Origin of the sequence: uncultured Polaribacter sp., from assembly GCF_947497695.1 — a bacterium.
GTDB lineage: Bacteria > Bacteroidota > Bacteroidia > Flavobacteriales > Flavobacteriaceae > Polaribacter.
In genome coordinates this window covers 77,898-98,580 of sequence record NZ_CANMHM010000007.1, presented here as the reverse complement: position 1 = coordinate 98,580, position 20,683 = coordinate 77,898, and the positions used below count along the sequence as shown (strand labels likewise).

Here is a 20,683-nt window from a genome sequence, read left to right as displayed (position 1 = left end):
TAAAAAACTTACTGCTAAATTAAATACTTAAAATCGATTATAATAATAAGAATCGAGTTTTAATATAAGTTTCACTTTTAAAATGTACAAACGTGTAATTGTTAAAGTGTTTAATTGGCTATTATCAATAAAAAAGCGTGTGATTATTAAATCACACGCTTTATTAAATAAACTTGATCAAGCTCAGTTAAACATTCCTTTTATTAATTAAGATTTTTATTGAACTAATACACAGTTAACAAATAAACTTTTATTTTAAAATAGCTTCAATACCTGGTAACGTTTTTCCTTCTAACATTTCTAACATAGCACCTCCACCAGTAGAAACATAACTTACTTTATCTGCAAAACCAAATTGTTTTACAGCTGCAACAGAGTCTCCTCCACCAACTAAAGAAAACGCTCCGTTTTTAGTAGCTTTATCAATAGAGTGTCCTAATGCAATTGTTCCGTTTGCAAAAGATTCCATTTCAAAAACACCTAAAGGTCCGTTCCATAAAATCGTTTTACATTGGTTTACAATTGCATCAAAATTTGCTTGAGATTTTGGTCCTGCATCTACACCTTCCCAACCATCAGGAATTGCATTGATGTCTAAAGTTTGTGTATTTGCATCATTAGAAAAATCATCAGCAGCAATAACATCAACAGGAATATGAACTTCTACACCTTTTGCTTTTGCTTGCTTTAAAATATCTAAAGCCAATTCCATTTTATCATCTTCACAAATAGAATTTCCAATTTTTCCTCCTTGTGCTTTTATAAACGTAAAACTCATTCCACCACCAATAATTAAGTGATCTACTTTGTCTAAAATATTTTCAATTACTGTAATTTTAGACGATACTTTTGCTCCACCTAAAATTGCTAAAACTGGTTTCTCTGAATTGTTTAATACTTTATCTATACTTTCTATTTCTCTTGCTAATAAGTTTCCAAAACATTTGTTTTCTGAGAAAAACTGAGCAATAATTGTTGTTGAAGCATGTGCTCTGTGTGCAGTACCAAAAGCATCGTTTACATAAACATCTCCTAATTTAGATAGTTTTTCTGCAAAAGCAACATCGCCTTTTGTTTCTTCAGAATAGTAACGTAGGTTTTCTAATAATAAAATTTCTCCAGATTCTAAATTCGCAACTGCTTCTTCAACTTTATCGCCAATACAATCTGCTACAAACTTAACTTTAACACCTAAAATTTTGGTTGCTGTTTCTACAATATGCCCTAAAGAAAACTCATCTTGAAATCCTTTTGGACGCCCTAAATGTGACATCAAAACACAGCTTCCTTCTTGTTCTAAAATATCTATAATTGTAGATTTTGCAGCTTGAATTCTGGTAGCATCTGTTACTTCAAATTGATCATTTAAAGGCACATTAAAATCTACACGAATTAATGCTTTTTTATTCTTAAAATTAAAATCTTTTAGTGTTTTCATCTTTTGTTAAATCTATTTTGAACAAAAATACTTTTTTATTTAGTTTTTAGAAAGTTGAAACTTAAAAAATTAAGTTAACGTTTGCGTAAAACGGGATAACACTTATTTTATAAAAATGTTTAGACACGAATTTTACAAATCACACTGATTTAATCATAAAAGTTAGCTTGAATACTCGACTAAAAAATCATCTATTTAAATCAATACTATAATCAAAAAAAATAGACACAAACTTCACAGATAACACTGATTCAACCTTGAAAAATTACCAATAGCAGAAGTATAGAAAAAATTATTGCATTTATAGCAATATTTGAATCCATCCTTATCAAAAAAAATCAAAATCAAAAAACACTAAATTTATGCACAACAAATTTTATATTTGCAGATGCTTTTCAACCAAATTATCGGACAAGAACATATTAAAAAACACTTGAAAGTGTCTGCTGAAAATGGCAGAATTCCTCATGCTCAATTATTTGTTGGTAAAGAAGGAAGTGGCACTTTGCCAATGGCAATTGCTTATGCACAGTTTTTGTTGTGTAATTTTTCTGATAATGCAGATGTCTGTAATTTAAAATGCGACAAACTACAGCATCCTGATTTGCATTTTGCATACCCTGTTACTTCTAACGAAAACGTAAAAAAACATCCTGTTAGTAGCTTGTTTTTAGAAGATTGGCGTAGTTTTATTGAAACACAACCTTATGGAAGCTTGTTTAATTGGCTGCAACATATTGGTGTAGAAAACAAACAAGGATTGATTGGTGTTGATGAAGCTGAGGAAGTTGTTAAAAAACTGCGACTTAAAAGTTACGAAGGTGGTTTTAAAGTGATGATTATTTGGATGGCAGAAAAAATGAATATTGCTGCAGCCAATAAATTGCTAAAACTGATAGAAGAACCGCCAGAAAAAACGGTTTTTATTTTAATTACAGAAAGTGAAGAACAAATTATAAATACCATTAAATCTCGTTGTCAAGCATTACATTTTCCTGCATTAAGTGAACAAGATATTTCTAATACACTTGTAGTAAACCATCAAATTACTGATAATGAGGCTGCTAAAATAGCTCATCAAGCAGAAGGAAATTTTAACAAAGCCCTGCATTTAATGCAAAACGATTCTTCTGATTTGGTTTTTGAAGAATGGTTTATTGCTTGGATAAGAACTGCTTTTAAAGCCAAAGGAAATGCTGCTGTTGTGCAACAATTAATTGAATGGTCTGATACAATAGCTAAAACAGGACGTGAAACTCAAAAGCGTTTTTTAGACTATTGTTTGCAGTTTTTTAGACAAGCAATGCTATTAAATTACAAGTCTGAAAACTTGGTTTTTATGGAAACTAAAACTGGGTTTGATTTATCAAAATTTGCACCTTTTGTGCATTCTGGTAATATTTTAGACATCGAAAAAGAACTCAATGAAGCCATGTATCATATTGAAAGAAATGGTAATGCAAAAATTATTTTATTAGACCTTTCTATGAAATTAACGAGGTTTTTACATAAGAAAGAAGAGACTGTTTAAAACCTTGTGAGATTTCTCCAAAAAAATCGAGATGACAAACGATTTTTAAAATCTTACTTTTTAAATTTAGACAAAGCCTTTTTAGTAAAATCAGACAATACCAATTCCCCAGAAACAGCGGCTCTTTCAGCTAATAAATCATTCCATTGTGCTGTACCTTTCCACAACGCTTTTTTCATTTCTGATAACGCTACAGGATTATAAGATGCTAATTTTTCTGATAACAATTCTACTTCTTCATCCAATTCCTTTTGAGTTTCAAACACTTTAGCATACAACCCTTTTTCTTTTGCCCAATAGGCATTTTTCCAGTTTGCTGCATCTAAGGTAAGTTCTGCAGTTGCTCCAACACCAATTTTACGAGTTACAGCAGGTTCTATTACAAAAGGTCCAATTCCAATACTAAATTCTGATAATTTTACAGACGCTTTTTCTGTTGCCAACACATAATCACAAGCAGCAATTAAACCAACACCTCCTCCAACAGTTTTTCCTTGAACACGTCCAATAATTAATTTTCCACAAGTTCTCATGGCATTTATTACGTTTGCAAAACCACTAAAAAATTGTTTCCCATCTTCTACATTATCAATAGCTACCAATTCATCAAAAGAAGCTCCAGCACAAAAAGCTTTTTCTCCTTCAGACTTCAAAATAATTATAGCAACTGCATCATTATATCCAACAGAAATAATTTCTTTGGCTAATCGTTCTAACAATTCACTTGGAAAAGAATTACTGGCTGGATGACCAAATTCTATGGTTGCAATTTTATTTTCAATATTGGTATATAAACTTCCGTTTTGTCTTGTAGTGGTCATAAAAATGAATTTTTAGTAAAAATAAGGTTTAAATATTTAAAGTAATTAAGTATGAGATTGCTTCAAAACTCGTAATGAAAAAGTACACTACTTATTTAGAAACCAATGGCAAAAACTTACTTCTAAATTTAATAACTAATGGCAAACCTCTTGCAATCATCCAAAGTGTGAAGGCAATCCAAATTGCGGTTAATTTTAGGTTGTAATAGTCAAAAATCAACAAAGTTGGGATAAAAACCAAACCTGTAGATAAAATTAACAAGTTTCTTAGATATTTCATTTCTCCCATTCCTTTAAACATTCCATCAAAAATAAAAGTGATAGCACTGATGGGTTGTGTAATTAAAACAATCCAAAAAACATTGTAAAATTGCTCTAAAACAGCTGTATCTTTTGTGAAAATTTGTCCGATGAAATTGTAAAAAACAAAACCTAAAAACCCAATAATAATTCCTGTTATTAAACCATATTTTAAAAGCTTGTTACTTAAAAACACTAAAGAATGATACTCTTTTGCACCTAAAAATTTACCAGATAGAATATTCCCTGCACTCGAATATCCATCTACCATAAAAGCACCTAATAACCATATATTTATACCAATTGTGTAGGCAGCAATGTATTCTTTTCCATAATTTGTAGCATAAGAAGTGGCAAAATACAAAGCTGTATTTAAAGCAATGGTTCTAATAAAAAGATTGCCCATCATACCTAATAAACGAGAAATTTCTGGATGTACATTGAACGCAATTTTTAATGAAATAGCTGTTTTTTTCATCAACAAAACAAAAGCAATAATAGCCATTGTAATTTGTGCAATTACACTTGCATAGGCTGCTCCTTCAATATTCATAGCTGAAATATAGCCTTCAATTCCGTACACAAAAACAATGTCTAAAACAACGTTTAATAATGCACCAATAATTGCAATAATCATTGGGTAAAATGTGTTTTGTAAACCTCTAAAAGTACCAAAAATAGCAAATACAAAAAGTGAAAATGGAAACCCAAAAATTCTGATTTTAAAATACGTTACACAATAGTCTAAAACTACCCCAGAAGCATTATAAAATTGAAAAATTTGTTTAGAAAAAGGGTACATAATAGCTATTAATACCAAACTCCCTAACACCACAATAGCAATTGCTTGTGCTGGCAATGTTTTAACTTCGTCTAATTTATTAGCACCAACATATTGGGAAATAATGGATGAAATAGCACTTCTAATTTGCCCAAAAACCCAAATTAACATGGAAATAAATGCTCCAACAATACCAACTGCCGCTAAACTTTCTGTAGCATTAACGTTAATATTACCAATAATTGCAGTGTCTGTTATAGATAATAAGGGCTCTGCAATACCAGCAATTAAAGCAGGAATTGCTAATTTATTGATGGTTTTAAAACTGATATTAGAAGTCAATATTTTATACTTTTAATTTTTATCAAAGATACTCATCTGTAAAAACTAAAAAGACTTAATATTTTAAATCTGCAGGCTCAATAAAAGCTGTTTCTAAATTGTAAATCTCTTGAATGTAGGTTTTAATTTCATCCATAAACTCCTCTAATTTTTCTTCTGTAATTTCTACATCTGGTTTTCTGTAGTTTGATGAAAAATTGATGGATAAAAACCCGTTATTTAAGTTTTTAAAAGAATAAATTCCTCCTTCTAATGGCTTACTAAAATTATATTTCTTACTTTTTACATATAAGTATGCATATAGTAAAACTTGGATTGCTTTGTGTTGCTCCTTTTCTCTTAATTTTTCAAAATCTACAACACGTAAATCAGCACTACTTACCATGCCTGTTTTATAATCAATAATTCTTAAAACATCATTTAATTCATCAACTCTATCTACTTGTCCATGAATTTTTATTGGAACATTAATCCCTTCAATTTCTATTTCTGTTGCCAAGGTTTCTTCTGTAGAAATTATTTTAAGTTGATTGTTTTTATCTTTTAACAATTCTTTTTCTTGCCCTAAAAAATTATTTACAAATCTGTTAGCGACTTCAAAAATTAAACGATTTCTACCTGTAGAAATATCGCCGTTTTTAAAAGCTGCTTTAAAATGTTTTACTACTAAATCTTTCGATTTTTTTTGCATAGCATCAACATCATCTAACGTTAAAAATTTACCTTCAAAAGGTTTGTAAAGTTCATCTAAAGTTTCATGCACAACAGTACCCAAAGTATTGTAAGCAACAGTTTCTTCTACATCTTCAAACTCTTTTAGTTTTAAAATTTTTTGTTTGTAAAAAGAAATTGGATTGTATAAATAATTAGTTAAAGCAGAAGGAGAAATTCCTTTTTGAGCTAATTCTTTCAGTTTTCCCAAAACAGCTTCATCCTTTTTAACTTCTTTTAATTCAGTGTTTTGCGTAACAACTTTTGGTGAAATCGTTTTTTGAATAACATCTGTTCGCATCATTTCTAATTGCGTTACAAATCGACTTTTTTCTCCGCTTCCAAAAACATCATGTTCTGTATTATAAATGATAAAAACGTTTTTTGCACGTTGCAGCAATCTAAAAAAATGATAGGAAAAAATAGCATCTTTTTCTCTGTAGGTTGGCAAGCCAAATTCAATTTTTACATCAAAAGGAATAAAAGAATTTTGTTGACTACTGGCAGGTAAAACTCCCTCATTTGTTGAGACTAAAATAATATTATCAAAATCTAAGACACGCGTCTCTAACATTCCCATCAACTGTAAACCTCTTAAAGGCTCTCCTTGAAAAGACAAACTTTCAGACCCAATAAGTTGTTTAAAAAAGAGCGACAGCGTTTTTAAATCTGGAAAATATTTAAACTCATTTTGCAGTGTTTTTAATTGTGTAAAAGTGGTGTAAAATCGGAATAAATACTCTTTTTCTAACTCAGTTACATCCTCTTTTAACAAATCGATTAACTTTAAAATATTGTCTAAAAAGGCTTCAATTGAAACATAAGTGCTAAAAATGGAAACAATAACTTTTTTAAGCTCAGAATTACTATTTTTTAATAGTGTTTCAATATTATTTAGGTTGATAAATGTTTGGTTTTGTTTGGCAATTTCATCAGAAAAAGCATCTATTTCTGGAATTAATTTATAAATAGATGGGTGCTTTAAAAAACGAATTACATCTTTATAATAAAACTCATTTACAACCGTTTTTTGCAATTTATCTTGTGTTACAAATAACTGAAATATTGAAAATAGTAAACTTGTTGTTGGTACATCTTTTAACGGATAACCCATGGTAATATTGATTGCATTGATGTTTTTAGGCAAAGAATTTAACGTAATTGGTAACAAAGTTTCATCTGCCAAAACCAATGCAGTATTTTTAAAATCGGTAATTTTCTCTAAAATTTCTCCAGCATATTTTATTTGAGTAGTGTTTTTAGAAGCTCCTATCACTTCTATATTTTTAGGCTGATTAAAAGTATTGCCAAGTGTTTTTAGCTCGTTTTTCTCATAATACTTCCATTTTTTTTTATACTTTCTGATGAATTTTCCTGCTTGATGATTTCCATTAAAAAAAGCAGCATCAATATCCCAATAAATTTCTGAATTGCCAGTTTCTAAAAGCTTTTGAAATAGAAATTCTTCTGCTTTATTTAACGCATTAAAACCGATAAAAAAGAATTTTTTAGTTGAATTTTCAGTCAAAAAAGCATCAATTTTAGTACAAGACTCTCTATAAATTAAACCTTGATAGCCAATGTTTTTTTCTTTTAAAAACTGATAAAAAGCGTTGTAATAGGTGTTTAATCTTTCAAGAAAGAAATAATGATCTTTCATTAACTCGGTTTCTTTAAACTCACCTTTAACAGACCATTTTTTTAAACGTTGAATATCTCTTAAATATATAAAAATGTCTTTGGTGTCTATTAAATGTTGGTCAATCTCATTAAAATCTTGAATTACTTTAAAAGCCCAAGATGCAAAGACATCAAAAGTAACAGGTGCTGTTTCTAAACCTTTATAAATTGAATAAAAATGAAACAACAATTGAATGCTATCTGCCTTTTCTATGCCAGATATTTTATTGATAAATTGTTCTACATTTATTATTTCTGGCAAAAAGCCAAGGGTAATTTTATCTTTAAGGGTTTGTTTTACAAATACTTTTGCTCTTTGAGAGGGTAAAACAAACACAACATCTTCAAAAGAATGGTTAGTTTCTAGAATTGCATCTAAGGTTTTTGAAATAAAAGTTTGCATAAAATTAGTGGCTTGCTAGTAAAAAACTAAATTACAAAATCTATAGTTTAGTAAACCTGTATTTTTAGAATAATAATAAAATCATACTGTAAGTTTTAGAAATTATTTAGACTAATTCTAAAATTTTCTCATGAAGTTTGCTAGTCTAATACTATTTTTATTTTTACTTCTTGGGCAACAAGTTTATGCCCAAACCTGTTGTTCTGGTGGTGTGCCTTTATCTAATAACCTAGGCCTTTCTAATGAGGGTAAGGGGTCTTTTCAAGTAGGTATTAATTACGATTATAATAATTTAAATACCTTAAATGCTGGTAGTACAAGATTAAATGATAATTCCAGACAACGTATTACTAATTCTATTTTAACTAATATTGGGTATGCATTTACAGATAAATTTTCTGTAGAAACTTTATTTACTTGGGTCAATCAAACAAGAACTATTACACAATTTGGCAATGAAAATTTTACGGAAACCAAAGGAATTGGAGATGCTGTAATTTTATTAAAATATACTTTACCAAACGTTTTTAAAAATAACACCACTTTAAACATTGGTCTAGGTTCTAAAATACCTTTGGGTAAATCAGATATTGTTTCTAATCAAGGCATTCAGTTAACTGCAGATTTACAACCTGGAAGTGGCGCTTTTGATGGTATTGGATGGTTATCTTTAGCAAAACAACTAAATTTTAGACCTACAGCTACTCTTTCTAGTAGTGTAACCTACAGACTTACAGGTATAAACAATTCGTATTTAAACAATACATCTACCTATAAATTTGGTAATGTACTACAAGCAAATATTAGTTATGTAGATCAATTTTTGGTTTCTAAAACTCTTATAAACCCAGGTTTAGTTCTTAAATATAGAAAATCTACAGTAGACAAAATTGATAATGCGATTATTCCAAATACAGGTGGTGAGTGGCTTTTTGCAAGAGCAGAACTAACCATACATCTTTCTCAAAATTTACGTTTTACCAATAAACTAGAAGTTCCTTTATATAGTTATGTAGATGGCACTCAGCTTACACCAACTACTAGATTTACTACTGGTTTTACTTATAAATTCTTTAAAAAACAACCTTTAATAACAAACATAAAATGAAAAAACTTGCACTATTATGTATCTTAGGCATACTCGTTTCTTGTCAAAATAATGACAACAATATAAATGAAAATAATTTTTCATCTGAATGGAGCATTCCAATAGTAGAAATTTTTGATGGTGGCCCTGGTAGAGATGGCATACCTGCTTTAATCAACCCCAATTTAGTAAATGCAAATGATCCTGAAAGCAGTTTTATTAATGATACAGATTTAGTGATTGGTTATAAAAATGGAGATGATATTAGAGCATATTCTCATAGTATTTTAGATTGGCACGAAATTATTAATGATAATGTTGGTGATGTTTCTCTGGCTATTACTTATTGCCCACTTACAGGCACAGGAATAGGCTGGAATAGAATTTTAAATGGACGTGAAACTACTTTTGGCGTTTCTGGTTTGTTATACAATACCAATTTAATTCCTTTTGATAGACAAACAAACAGCAATTGGTCTCAAATTTTAAATACCTCTGTTAATGGAGAATTAATAGATAAAAAAATAGATTTAATACCGCTCTTTGAAACTTCTTGGAAAACCTGGAAAACTATATACCCAAATACAAAAGTGGTAAACAGAAACACAGGTTTTGCCAGAACATATGGGGTTTCACCTTATGGAGATTATAATACAAATAACAATTTATTTTTATTTCCTGTAGCAAAAGACAATAGATTGCCACTTAAAGAAAGAATTCATACTATTATAAAAGATGCTAAAGCAAAAGTTTATCCGTTTTCTGTATTTGCAACTAGTAATGTAATTAAAGATTCATTTGAAGGAGATGAATATTTGATAGCAGGAAATAACGAATTTATAGTTTCATTTCTTTTAGATGATACTACAAGCTCACTAACTTTTGAGTATTCTTATAATAATACTGAATCTTTGTTAAGCGATAACGAAGGCAACACGTGGAATATTTTTGGAGAAGCTATTGCTGGACCAAGAACAGGACAACGTTTAACATCTTCTGAATCTTTTATGGCTTTTTGGTTTTCTATACCCGCTTTTTACGATACAGAAATTTATAATCAATAATATTTTATAACAAGTAGTATCTTTATAACATAATACAAGTAAATTTATGTTATGAAAAATTCAATAACTGTATTAGGTATTCAAGCAGATTTGGTTTGGGAAAACCCGAAAGAAAACATTGCTTTTTTTGAAAATAAAATAAATGCTTTAAAACAACGTATCGATTTAATTGTGCTTCCAGAAATGTTTACTACTGGTTTTACGATGAGTCCTAAAAAAGTAGCAGAAAAAATGGATGGTTTTTCTGTTTCTTGGATGCAAAAAATAGCTACAGAAAAAGGAATTGCTATTTGTGGAAGTTTGGTGATTGCAGAAAATAGTAATTATTACAATCGTTTGGTTTTTGTTCATCCTTCAGGAAAAATAGAAACCTATAATAAAAGACATTCTTTTACTTTAGCTGATGAAGATAAGACATATACTTCTGGCAGAGAAAAACTAATTATTAACTATAAAGGATGGAAAATTTGTCCGTTTATTTGTTACGATTTACGTTTCCCTGTTTGGATAAGAAATACAAATAATTACGATCTTTTAATTTTTGTAGCAAATTGGCCACAACAAAGAATTAAAGCTTGGAAAACCCTCATAAAAGCAAGAGCTATAGAAAACATAAGTTATACTATTGGAATAAACAGAATTGGTATAGATAAAAATAACAACAAATATTCTGGTAATTCTGTAATTGTAGATTCTTTGGGTAAAAATATAAGCACACTTAAAAATAATAAAAGTGGAATTGTGGAAGCTATTTTAAATAAAAGAGATCAAAATAATATAAGAGAAAAATTAGGTTTTTTAAATGATAAAGATCATTTTAAAATTTATTAAATATAAAACCATTTCTTATCTTTCTATTTAAAAATTTAAATTCAAGTTATCCATAAAAAATAAATTACACTCAAACAGATAAATTATATAAGCTTTTCTAAATTTTCAAATTACACTTATTGTTTTTCTATTAGAGATAAAATTAAATTTATAGCTATAAAGAGAATCTCTATGTTAACCCAATGTTATCTTACTTTGCTTTAAATTAAATGATTGCTAAATACGCTTTAACTTAGTATAATTATCCTTATTTTTGATATTCACATTTTTGAATATATGTATGAATAAAAGTGATATTAAAATTTTATTGGTTGATGATGAACCAGATATTTTAGAAATTGTAGGATACAATTTAAAAAATGAAGGCTACCAAGTTTTTACAGCAAATAATGGTTTAGAGGCTGTAAAATCTGCTAAAAAAAACATTCCACATCTAATTTTATTAGACATAATGATGCCAGAAATGGATGGTATTGAAGCTTGTGAAAAAATTAGAAAAATAAAATCTTTAGAAAACGTAATTATCGCTTTTTTAACTGCAAGAGGAGAAGATTATTCTCAAGTTGCAGGTTTTGAAGCTGGTGCTGATGATTATATAACCAAACCTATAAAACCAAAAGTTTTAGTTAGTAAAGTTAAATCTTTATTAAGAAGATTAAAATCTAATAAACAAACCGAAGAAACCTCTAAAATTGGTGATATCGTTATAGACAGAGATGAATATGTTGTTTACAAAGCAGGTAAAAAAATAGCGTTGCCTAGAAAAGAATTTGAGTTACTTTCTTTATTAACCTCAAAACCTAGCAAAGTTTTTAAAAGAGAAGTTATTTTAGATACAGTTTGGGGAAATGAAGTTGTTGTTGGTGGAAGAACCATTGATGTTCATATTAGAAAATTAAGAGAAAAAATAGGAGACGATCATTTTAAAACAGTGAAAGGAGTTGGTTATAAATTTGTTTTAGAAGGCGGAGATAAATAACTAAAATTTGACTATGAAATTAAAAAAAACATACTCTTATGCTCTTTGGTCTGCCATTTATTTAACATTGCTTTCTTTAGTAATTGGAGGTGTTTCTTACTTTTATATTGTACAACATTTTGGTATTATAACCATACTTATTTCTATTGCCACACTCTTTTTATTATCTTTTTTCATCATTCAATACAGAACAGAACATTTTATTTATAGACGTTTGAAACAAATATACCAAGATGTTTCTATTTTAGATGTAAATGATTTAAGAAGAGATTCTGTAACTACAGATATTGACAAACTTTCTAAGCGAATGCAAAAATTTGTAGAAGGTAAAAGGTTGGAAATAGAAAGTTTAATTAAAAGAGATTCTTTTAGACGCGATTTCTTAGGCAATGTTGCTCATGAACTTAAAACACCATTATTTACTGTACAAGGTTATATTTTAACCTTAATTGAGGGTGCTGTTAATGACAAAGAAATTAGAACAAAATATTTAGAAAGAGCCAATAAAGGAGTAGAAAGACTAGTTGCTGTTATTAAAGATTTAGACATGATTGCTAAATTAGAAAATGAAGGCACAAAGCTAAACAGAGAGGTTTTTAATATTTTAGAATTGGTACAAGGTGTGTTTGATATGTTTGAAATGAAAGCAAAAAAAAGGAACATTACCTTAAAATTTGATAAAATTTATGAATTTCCTGTTTTTGTAAATGGAGACATTAAAAAATTTGAACAAGTTTTAATAAATCTTGTTGTAAATTCTATTAAATACGGAAAACCAAATGGAACAACCATTGTTGCTGTTGATAGTTACAATCCAAAAAAATATATCGTAAAAGTAAGCGATAATGGAGAAGGTATTAAAAAGCAACATCATACTCGCCTTTTTGAACGATTTTATAGAGTAGACCAAAGTAGATCTAGAGAGCAAGGAGGTTCTGGATTAGGTTTGTCTATTGTAAAACATATTATTGAAGCACATGAGGAAACTATTTCTCTAAAAAGTTCTTTTGGCAAAGGATCAGAATTTTCTTTTACGCTTAAAAAGGCTAAATAACTGACTATTTAAAGTAGTTTCACTTACATTTAAACCTTTATAGTCTCCTATTTTTAAAATATTTTCTTTTTCAAAATCTACAATATTAGAAAAAGGACTGTACTCTTTTTCTTTTAAATACCTTGCTAAATACTCTTGTTCTGGTTGATGTTCTGTGGGAATAAAAAACACCTTTTTATGCAAAACAGCTAAATCCATTATAGATGAATACCCAGATCTACAAATTACTATTTTACTTGAATTTATTAAATCTTGCAACTCTTTTGAAAGTACATAATTATAGAAGGTAATTCGCTCTGAAAACCATTTTTTTTGTTGATTTTCTACTTTCCCTAAAACAAAAACAATATTTCTTACATCGTTTTTAAATTCTGAAATTAATTTAGTTTCTAATATGGTTCTGTTAGGTTCTACGCCAGATAAAATGACTAAAACATCTATGTTTTTTGGTAAATTTTCTTTTTTAAATCGACTTAAAACACCTATAAATTTTGCATTTAATTTTGGTTTGGTTGCTGATAATTTTCCTGAAAATTGAGAATTTGGGTTATCAGGAATCCAGCATTCATCAAACTTTTTTATGATTTGTTGATGCACAAAACTGCTTATAAAAGTTGTAAAACCTGATAAAACATTTATTTGATGCGTAATATAAACTGAAGGAACTAAGTTACTACTTATAACAAATCTATTATCTGAAATGACACCAACAACGTCTTTATTTTGTTTGATAAAATTATTGACAATTTGCTTTTCTTTTTTTACTGCTTTTGCAATTTTAGGGATTTGCAAAAGTACGCTCAACTTTAAATTTTTACTGTACTTAATATTGTAAGCAGGTAGTTTTAGGGTTTCTAAAGTTGGAAATTCTTGTTGTAAAAAAAGCAATGCTTTACCATCTGAAGCAATAATTGGTGTAAAATTATTTTCTAACAACGCATTGATAACTGGTATACAACGTGTTGCATGACCTAAACCCCAATTTAGTGGCGCAATTATTATTTTTTTTGAGGTAACTATCATTTTTTAATAATCACTAAAAACTCGGATAAAATATTTGATTTTAAACAAGTGCGTTCAGGATTGAAATGGCATCCTTTTTTTCTTAGTTCGAGTGAATTTACTTTTCGCAAATTTGTATCGAGAACTCAGAAAAAAAGATATGGTCTTTCGACTTCGCTCAAGATAAATTCCAAGCCTGTTAAAACGCCCAAATAAAAATTTGTTTATACCAAATCGAAACCAATATCTTTTCTATAGTTCATTTGGTCGAAATGAATTTTATCGATGCTTTTATAGCTCTTTGCTAAAGCTTCTTCAATGGTGTCTCCAAAAGAAGTTACAGCCATAACTCTACCTCCACTGGTAACAACTTTACCATCTTTTAGGGTTGTACCTGCATGAAAAGCGATAGAATCTTCTAAGTTATCAAAACCTGTCATTTCTTTTCCTTTTTGATACGCTTCTGGATATCCACCAGAAACCAACATAACAGTTGTGGCTGTTTTATGGGTTACAGAAAAAGATTTTTCATTTAAATTTTGATTGGCAACACCTTCAAACAACTCAAATAAATCTGAATTGATTCTTGGTAATACCACCTCTGTTTCTGGATCTCCCATTCTTACATTGTACTCAACTACAGAAGGGTTTCCATTATCGTTCATTAAACCGATAAAAATAAAACCACGGTAATCAATTCCGTCTTTTTGCAAGCCGTTAATTGTAGGTTTTACAACCAATTCTTCTACTTTATCTAAAAATGCTTTATCTGCAAAAGGCACAGGAGAAATTGCTCCCATTCCACCAGTATTTAAACCAGTATCTCCTTCACCAATTCTTTTATAATCTTTTGCTGATGGTAAAATTTTATAGTTTTTTCCGTCTGTTAAAACAAAAACAGACAATTCTATTCCTTTTAAAAACTCTTCAATAACAACTGTTGATGATGCTTCTCCAAATTTTTGATTAGAAACCATTTCTTCTAACTCCGTTTTAGCTTCTTCTAAAGAGTTTAAAATTAAAACTCCTTTTCCTGCTGCTAAACCATCTGCTTTTAACACAAAAGGTGGTGCTAAGGTTTCTAAAAAGGCAAAACCATCTTGTAAATTCTCTTTGGTAAATGATTGATATCTTGCAGTTGGAACGCCATGTTTTTGCATGAATTGTTTCGAAAAATCTTTAGACCCTTCTAATAATGCTCCATCTTTTTTAGGTCCAATTACTGGGATGTTTTTTAGCTCATTGTCTGCTAAAAAAAAATCATGAACTCCTGCTACCAAAGGAGCTTCTGGCCCAACAACTACCATTTTAATATCGCTTTCTAAAACAAGCTTTTTTACAGCATCAAAGTCTGTAGGATTGATATTAATGTTTTTGGCAATTTTATCTGTCCCAGCATTTCCTGGAGCTACAAAAAGTTGATTGATTTTTTTGCTTTCTAATAATTTAATGGCAAAAGCGTGTTCTCTACCTCCAGAACCTAAAATAAGTACATTCATTGTTTGTGTGTTGTTGTAGTGCAAATATATTTTAAATTCTTTGGATTCCCTCTTTGAAGGTTAACACATTTTATAAAAATATAAGCTTAAATAAAGTTACTTTTTATTTTAAACCCCACTTTAAAAAATATTTAATTGCTGATGAAGTGTGACGTAAAAATAATTTTATACTTTTTGATGAGCCTTGTTTTAAAACATGTACTATTTCTTCTTGTGGAAAATATAATTTTTTCTTTCCTAATACATCTATTTTTTTGCAGATATCAACATCTTCTAGATAAAGGAAATAACGTTCATCAAAACCCTTTAATTTTATAAAATCTTCTGTTTTATATAATTGAAAACAGCCTGTTATATATTCTGCAAAAAAGGGTTGTGTTAAATCTTTTTCCCTGTATTCTCCTTTAAAAGTAGTTGATTTAAATAATGGTTTTAAAAAAGAAAACCTTCTTGCAATAAGTTCTGAAACGGATGGATATCTTCTACAAGAATATTGATGTTTCCCATCAGGAAATAGCACTTTTGGAGCAATCATTGAAACTTCTTTATTTTTATCTAACTCAGAAATTAAATTGGTGATAACATTTAATTTAAAAGTAACGTCTGGATTTAGTATTAAATGAAATTTAGAAACCTCTTTTACTTTTTTAATACTTAAATTATGACCAGATCCAAAACCTATATTTTTTCCAACAGCAATATATTCTATTTCGTTGTGTTTAAAAACATCTTTAAATAGACTGTTAGGTGTGTTGTCTATTAAGAATAATTTTTTCTTTAAGTTTATTTCTAAAAAACAATTAACGGTCTTTGTTAGCTCTTTTAAATTTTCATTAAAGAGAACTATAGATGCTGTTATGTCTAGCTTTTTATTCATCATCATTAATACGCTTTCTCTTCACCTTTAAAAACACTAAAAACTGTTTGAAAAATTATTTTAATATCTAAAAAGAAAGACCAATTTTCTATATAAAATATATCTAATCTAACTCTATTTTCTATATCAGACTTTTTCTTAACCTCACCTCTAAATCCAGATATTTGTGCTAAACCAGTAATACCTGGTTTTACAGAATTTCTAACCAAATAATTATCAATTTCTTTTAAATATTGTTGTGTTTGTATATTCATATGTGGTCTTGGCCCTACAATACTCATATCTCCTAATAAAACATTAAAAAACTGAGGTAACTCGTCTAAACTTGTTTTTCTTAAAAACGCCCCAACTTTTGTAACTCTACTATCATTTTCTGTTGCAGAAACTTTATCTGATAACTCATTTTTTTTCATAGACCTTATCTTATAACAGTAAAACTGCTTGCCATCTACACCATCTCTAAGCTGTTTGAAAAAAAAAGTTCCTCTTGAATTTAATGTAACAAAAACCCATACTATTGGTAAGAACCAAGAAAGTAAAAATACACAAATAGTAAGAGAAAATAGAATATCAAAGAATCTTTTTAAGATATGAGTTTCAATTCTTTCAAAGGGTAGTTTTTTTGGTTTTAAAACAGGAAGTGTACCATAGTATTCTAAAATAAAATCTTTACTATAAATTGCTTTATTATCAGGCACTAACCTAAAATCTATCTCATTTTCAGCACAAAAAAATCTTATTTCTTTAAGTTGATACTGGCTAACTGAATTAGGGTCACAATAAATTTCATCAATTATATTTGATAAAGAATATTGAAAACCTTCTTTAACTGTACCTAGGTGATTTTTTGATTTATTTATTTTATCAGAAAAAAAACCAATAAAACGATACCCTAAGTCTTGTTTATCGCTAAAAAGTGAGGCAATATTTTGTGCAGCCTTACTCTCTCCAAAAACAATAACATTTCTAAAATTTTTACCTGTTAACCTGTATCTTTTTAATAAATAGAAAGAAAATAGTTTAAAAAAAGATATCCCTAAAAGAATTGCAGTTAAAGTAATAAATTGGTCATGTATTATTTTACCTTCTTTAAAGATAGTAAAATAAGCAAAAAAGGCAAGAATAAAAATAAAAAACTGAGCTAATATTAATGTTAAAAGCTTAGTAATGTGCGTGTATCTATGTATACTATAAAACTTGTTATAGTAAGAAATTAAAAGCCATAATATTGTTAAATAAAGTAAAAAAGACCCTGTAAAAGATTCTGTATTTGCAATAAAATAAATAGTGAAATTTATAACTAAAACATCAATTACAGCAATAATGGGTTGTATAAAAAATGATTTTTTTCTTTTATCCTTATTCATTCAATAAAACTTTTTTATTGGGGTAATATAAAATATAACTAGATCTTATCTTTTATATTTTACTCTATTTTCCATTTTTTAAAAGTTTTATCAATACTACTGGAGTAAAAATCGTTATTTGTACCTTTTGCAATTTTCAAAACGCTTCTATTATGATAATTAAATTCAGTAACGATTTTCATTTTATCTAAAGATAAAACTATAATTGAGCCATTAAAAGTACCACATATCAGTTTATTATCTAACAAAAACGTACATAAAATAAAATTATTTTTAATTTCTGTTTGTAAAACATTGTTATTGAAAGTGTTATACTTTACTATTGCTCCATTTATGGTAGAAAACACAATCGTATTGTTATAAATATTTAAGTTTGTAATTACTTCTCCGTAAGAAACTATTAATTTATTTTTTTTGGTTTTAAGATTGTATTTATAAATATTACCTAAATCAGTAGCGTAAAATAAACTATTGTCTTTAAAATAGAAATCTCTAGCCAAAGCTTTTAAAGAGATATTATGTAGTATTTTAAAAACAGGTTTAGCACTATAATCAACAATAATAATCTTATTATTATTCATGCTTAGTATTGCTATTTTATTTTCTTTAATTATTAATGCCTTAATGGCTTTCCCTTTTTTGTAATAAAAAACATTTTCAACTTTTTTTGACTTTTTATTGTAAAATCTTAAGCTAGAGATTGTTCGTTCAAATTCATTTGAAATAGTTATAATTTGGTCATTTTTAATATCGTTAAAAATATGTAAACCATAACCACCAATAAAATAACCATCCTTAGTTATTTTATTTGTTTTAAAATTATAACTTTTAACATCTCTTTTTTCTATAAAATAAATAGAATCTTTTTGAATAGAAAAATCTCTAATTGCAAAATCGCTATTTATAATATTCTCTTGGGCATGAACCCAAACTGACAAACCTATTAGTAATAAAAAAATATTATGCTTTTTCATCTGATATTTTAACTAAGTAATAATTAAAAAAAATGGTAAAAAAGACGATTCCGTGATGACGATCAAACACATTTTCTATGTAAAAAGTAAAAAACATAATTATAAAAAAACCTATAACTTGATTTATTTTGACTTTTGAAACCCTAACATTTTTCATCCTAAATAAATTGAATACAAAAAATAATAGAATAATAAACCCAACAAATCCGTATTTAATTAAAAAAGATAAAAACTGATTATGGCTATTTAAGTCACTATCCATTAAATAATACTTTCCATTTTTGTAATGATAAAAATTTAAAATATCTTTTTCATTCATTTTTAAGTTTCCAAAAAACGGATTGTCTTTAATAGAATTTAGAGATTGTTCCCAAATTTCTGCTCTAAAATTTAATGCAGATGTATAAGTAGTATCTATCTTTTGATTAAAAATAAAAAAACAAGAAACTAAAATTGGTATAAAAAGAACAAGAAAATAGCATTGTTTTTTTCCAGAAAAGAGTTTAAAAGCATAAAAGGCAATAAAAATAAAATAAACTACCATTGCAACTTTGCTACCTAAAACAAAAAGTAATAAGAATGCAACTATAATAGTTGCACTAAAAATTATATTTTGGGTTGTAAACCTTAACTTTTTATTACTTGAAATTGAAGAAAGTAAAATATTAACAAAGAATAATGTATAAATTGATAAATAGGTATGATGCAGCTTTAACAACTCTAAAAAAGCTATTTTATTAAAAGTTATTTTTAACAAAAAAGACATGACAAACACATAAATACAAGCAACAACTAAGCCTGTAAGCAAACTAAGAGATAGCAACTTATTATCTTCACTTCCCCTCAACATCATTGGCACTAAAAAAAGCAATACTAAATGAGAAAATTCTTCATCAAATATTTTAAAAGTATACTGTAAATTAGTTTGAACAATAGCACTCATAATGATATAAACAAAAAATATAACTCCAATAAAACTAGAAAATTTAAGAGATTTTTTAGAATACAGTTTATGTTTTAAAAAAAATACTTGAATAATCTTTATCAGCATCGCTGATACTAAGCCAATAGTGCTTAAGTTTATTGATAAAGGCAGAAGAAATAAACTTAAATTGAGTATTAAAAAAGAAAAATCTTTTTCTAAGTATAATTTTTTAAGAAGATTAAGAATGGTTATTCTAAGGCTCATAATCTTTACTTCTTAAAATACTTTAATTTAAAAATTTCAATCAAAAACAAAGGTGTTGAGTACAAGTAACGCTTTGTCAATCTTAGTTCTGTAAAGCTTCTGTATAACCATTCAAATTTTAAATTAATAATCCATTGAGGTGCTCTTTTTTTAGTTTCGGCAATAAAATCAAAAACAGCACCAATTGAACATATTACTCTAGCATCTAATAAATGTTTCTGTTCTTGAACCCATTTTTCTTGTTTTGGAGCAGTCATTCCAACAAATAATATATCTGGTTTAAAAGTATTAACCTCTTTTATCATAGACTTATTATCTTCAACAGAAAACACTTTTTTAAATGGTGGAGAATAAAAACCAAACTCAATATTTTTATATTTTTTTAAGTGTTTATTATTGATTAAATCAAGCGTATTGTTACTAGAACCTAAATAAAAACATTTTAAACTCTGTTTTTCGGCAATTTCTAATAATTTGTGATGTATATCTGCTCCCGCAATTTTTTTAATTTTTTTACCTATGAGTTGTTTAACCATTAAAACAATGCCTTCACCATCTGGCAATAAAACATCTGACTCTTCTAAAGCTTTTTTAAAATCTAAATCGCTTTTTGCTACTATATAAGAATGTGCATTAATAGTATTGATTACAGTTTTACCTTTGTTTGGTAAAATAGTATTTAAATCACTATTATAAATAGTATATTTATGTAGCCTAATCTGATTCATAATTATCAAAGATACTTATTTAAAA

Annotated in this window: 17 protein-coding genes; 6 read left to right on the top strand and 11 right to left on the bottom strand. The window is 27.9% G+C overall.

The window, feature by feature from the left end; genetic code table 11:
• Nucleotides 1–250 precede the first annotated feature (250 nt).
• Nucleotides 251–1,438: a phosphoglycerate kinase gene (locus tag Q0731_RS09070; protein WP_299062964.1), complete on the bottom strand. Its 1,188-nt coding sequence runs from the start codon at nt 1,436–1,438 to the stop codon at nt 251–253.
• A 388-nt stretch (nt 1,439–1,826) separates the two neighbouring features.
• Here Q0731_RS09070 and Q0731_RS09065 point away from each other — a divergent pair, with 388 nt between their 5' ends.
• Complete coding sequence (locus Q0731_RS09065; RefSeq protein WP_299062960.1) at nt 1,827–2,969, top strand: DNA polymerase III subunit delta'; 1,143 nt, start codon at nt 1,827–1,829, stop codon at nt 2,967–2,969.
• A gap of 53 nt (nt 2,970–3,022) precedes the next feature.
• On the opposite strand, the gene Q0731_RS09060 is transcribed toward Q0731_RS09065, so the two are convergent.
• The 3 genes from Q0731_RS09060 to Q0731_RS09050 all read right to left on the bottom strand — a co-directional run bounded on the left by Q0731_RS09060 (nt 3,023) and on the right by Q0731_RS09050 (nt 8,007).
• Nucleotides 3,023–3,790 (bottom strand): enoyl-CoA hydratase/isomerase family protein, encoded by a 768-nt coding sequence (locus Q0731_RS09060; RefSeq protein ID WP_299062956.1) that lies wholly within the window; start codon nt 3,788–3,790, stop codon nt 3,023–3,025.
• 91 nt (nt 3,791–3,881) lie between these two features.
• Nucleotides 3,882–5,213, bottom strand: coding sequence for an MATE family efflux transporter (locus Q0731_RS09055; RefSeq protein WP_299062951.1), 1,332 nt, complete (start codon nt 5,211–5,213; stop codon nt 3,882–3,884).
• A 55-nt stretch (nt 5,214–5,268) separates the two neighbouring features.
• Nucleotides 5,269–8,007: a PD-(D/E)XK nuclease family protein gene (locus Q0731_RS09050; RefSeq protein WP_299062948.1), complete on the bottom strand. Its 2,739-nt coding sequence runs from the start codon at nt 8,005–8,007 to the stop codon at nt 5,269–5,271.
• A gap of 130 nt (nt 8,008–8,137) precedes the next feature.
• On the opposite strand from Q0731_RS09050, the gene Q0731_RS09045 reads away from it, so the two are divergent.
• From Q0731_RS09045 to Q0731_RS09025, 5 genes are all read left to right on the top strand, one after another.
• Nucleotides 8,138–9,115 carry a hypothetical protein gene (locus tag Q0731_RS09045; RefSeq protein WP_299062945.1) on the top strand — a complete coding sequence of 326 codons (978 nt, stop codon included), beginning with the start codon at nt 8,138–8,140 and terminating at the stop codon, nt 9,113–9,115.
• Nucleotides 9,112–10,158, top strand: a complete 1,047-nt coding sequence (locus tag Q0731_RS09040; protein ID WP_299062942.1) for a DUF3179 domain-containing protein — start codon at nt 9,112–9,114, stop codon at nt 10,156–10,158. Before Q0731_RS09045 ends, Q0731_RS09040 begins: the two co-directional genes overlap by 4 nt.
• A 51-nt stretch (nt 10,159–10,209) precedes the next feature.
• Complete coding sequence (locus Q0731_RS09035) at nt 10,210–10,989, top strand: amidohydrolase (protein WP_299062939.1); 780 nt, start codon at nt 10,210–10,212, stop codon at nt 10,987–10,989.
• A 280-nt stretch (nt 10,990–11,269) separates the two neighbouring features.
• Nucleotides 11,270–11,968 carry a response regulator transcription factor gene (locus Q0731_RS09030; protein ID WP_299062935.1) on the top strand — a complete coding sequence of 233 codons (699 nt, stop codon included), beginning with the start codon at nt 11,270–11,272 and terminating at the stop codon, nt 11,966–11,968.
• A gap of 13 nt (nt 11,969–11,981) precedes the next feature.
• Nucleotides 11,982–13,022, top strand: a complete 1,041-nt coding sequence (locus tag Q0731_RS09025; RefSeq protein ID WP_299062933.1) for an ATP-binding protein — start codon at nt 11,982–11,984, stop codon at nt 13,020–13,022.
• On the opposite strand, the gene Q0731_RS09020 is transcribed toward Q0731_RS09025, so the two are convergent.
• From Q0731_RS09020 to Q0731_RS08990, 7 genes are all read right to left on the bottom strand, one after another.
• Nucleotides 12,987–14,045, bottom strand: a complete 1,059-nt coding sequence (locus tag Q0731_RS09020) for a glycosyltransferase family protein (RefSeq protein WP_299062930.1) — start codon at nt 14,043–14,045, stop codon at nt 12,987–12,989. The genes Q0731_RS09025 and Q0731_RS09020 overlap by 36 nt on opposite strands.
• Nucleotides 14,046–14,248: 203 nt before the next feature.
• Nucleotides 14,249–15,523, bottom strand: coding sequence for a phosphoribosylamine--glycine ligase (gene purD, locus Q0731_RS09015; protein ID WP_299062927.1), 1,275 nt, complete (start codon nt 15,521–15,523; stop codon nt 14,249–14,251).
• A gap of 103 nt (nt 15,524–15,626) precedes the next feature.
• On the bottom strand, nt 15,627–16,400 hold the full coding sequence (locus Q0731_RS09010) for a glycosyltransferase family 2 protein (protein WP_299062924.1): 774 nt from the start codon (nt 16,398–16,400) through the stop codon (nt 15,627–15,629).
• Nucleotides 16,401–16,405: 5 nt separating this feature from the next.
• Nucleotides 16,406–17,767: an exopolysaccharide biosynthesis polyprenyl glycosylphosphotransferase gene (locus tag Q0731_RS09005; protein ID WP_299062922.1), complete on the bottom strand. Its 1,362-nt coding sequence runs from the start codon at nt 17,765–17,767 to the stop codon at nt 16,406–16,408.
• A 59-nt stretch (nt 17,768–17,826) separates the two neighbouring features.
• The gene (locus Q0731_RS09000) at nt 17,827–18,741 is read right to left on the bottom strand and encodes a hypothetical protein (protein WP_299062920.1); all 915 of its coding nucleotides are present in this window, start codon (nt 18,739–18,741) and stop codon (nt 17,827–17,829) included.
• On the bottom strand, nt 18,728–19,684 hold the full coding sequence (locus tag Q0731_RS08995; protein WP_299062918.1) for an O-antigen ligase family protein: 957 nt from the start codon (nt 19,682–19,684) through the stop codon (nt 18,728–18,730). Before Q0731_RS08995 ends, Q0731_RS09000 begins: the two co-directional genes overlap by 14 nt.
• Nucleotides 19,685–19,935: 251 nt before the next feature.
• Nucleotides 19,936–20,658, bottom strand: a complete 723-nt coding sequence (locus tag Q0731_RS08990; protein WP_299062915.1) for a WecB/TagA/CpsF family glycosyltransferase — start codon at nt 20,656–20,658, stop codon at nt 19,936–19,938.
• Nucleotides 20,659–20,683 lie beyond the last annotated feature (25 nt).

Bases quoted from the DNA above. Each gene is read 5' to 3' on its own strand.
- Q0731_RS09010 (WP_299062924.1), bottom strand. From the start codon at position 16,400: ATGAATAAAAAGCTAGACATAACAGCATCTATAGTTCTCTTTAATGAA.
- Q0731_RS09045 (WP_299062945.1), top strand. From the start codon at position 8,138: ATGAAGTTTGCTAGTCTAATACTATTTTTATTTTTACTTCTTGGGCAA.
- Q0731_RS09030 (WP_299062935.1), top strand. From the start codon at position 11,270: ATGAATAAAAGTGATATTAAAATTTTATTGGTTGATGATGAACCAGAT.
- Q0731_RS09025 (WP_299062933.1), top strand. From the start codon at position 11,982: ATGAAATTAAAAAAAACATACTCTTATGCTCTTTGGTCTGCCATTTAT.
- Q0731_RS09000 (WP_299062920.1), bottom strand. From the start codon at position 18,741: ATGAAAAAGCATAATATTTTTTTATTACTAATAGGTTTGTCAGTTTGG.
- Q0731_RS09040 (WP_299062942.1), top strand. From the start codon at position 9,112: ATGAAAAAACTTGCACTATTATGTATCTTAGGCATACTCGTTTCTTGT.
- Q0731_RS09050 (WP_299062948.1), bottom strand. From the start codon at position 8,007: ATGCAAACTTTTATTTCAAAAACCTTAGATGCAATTCTAGAAACTAAC.
- Q0731_RS09060 (WP_299062956.1), bottom strand. From the start codon at position 3,790: ATGACCACTACAAGACAAAACGGAAGTTTATATACCAATATTGAAAAT.
- Q0731_RS08990 (WP_299062915.1), bottom strand. From the start codon at position 20,658: ATGAATCAGATTAGGCTACATAAATATACTATTTATAATAGTGATTTA.
- purD (WP_299062927.1), bottom strand. From the start codon at position 15,523: ATGAATGTACTTATTTTAGGTTCTGGAGGTAGAGAACACGCTTTTGCC.
- Q0731_RS09065 (WP_299062960.1), top strand. From the start codon at position 1,827: ATGCTTTTCAACCAAATTATCGGACAAGAACATATTAAAAAACACTTG.
- Q0731_RS09020 (WP_299062930.1), bottom strand. From the start codon at position 14,045: ATGATAGTTACCTCAAAAAAAATAATAATTGCGCCACTAAATTGGGGT.
- Q0731_RS08995 (WP_299062918.1), bottom strand. From the start codon at position 19,684: ATGAGTGCTATTGTTCAAACTAATTTACAGTATACTTTTAAAATATTT.
- Q0731_RS09035 (WP_299062939.1), top strand. From the start codon at position 10,210: ATGAAAAATTCAATAACTGTATTAGGTATTCAAGCAGATTTGGTTTGG.
- Q0731_RS09070 (WP_299062964.1), bottom strand. From the start codon at position 1,438: ATGAAAACACTAAAAGATTTTAATTTTAAGAATAAAAAAGCATTAATT.
- Q0731_RS09005 (WP_299062922.1), bottom strand. From the start codon at position 17,767: ATGAATAAGGATAAAAGAAAAAAATCATTTTTTATACAACCCATTATT.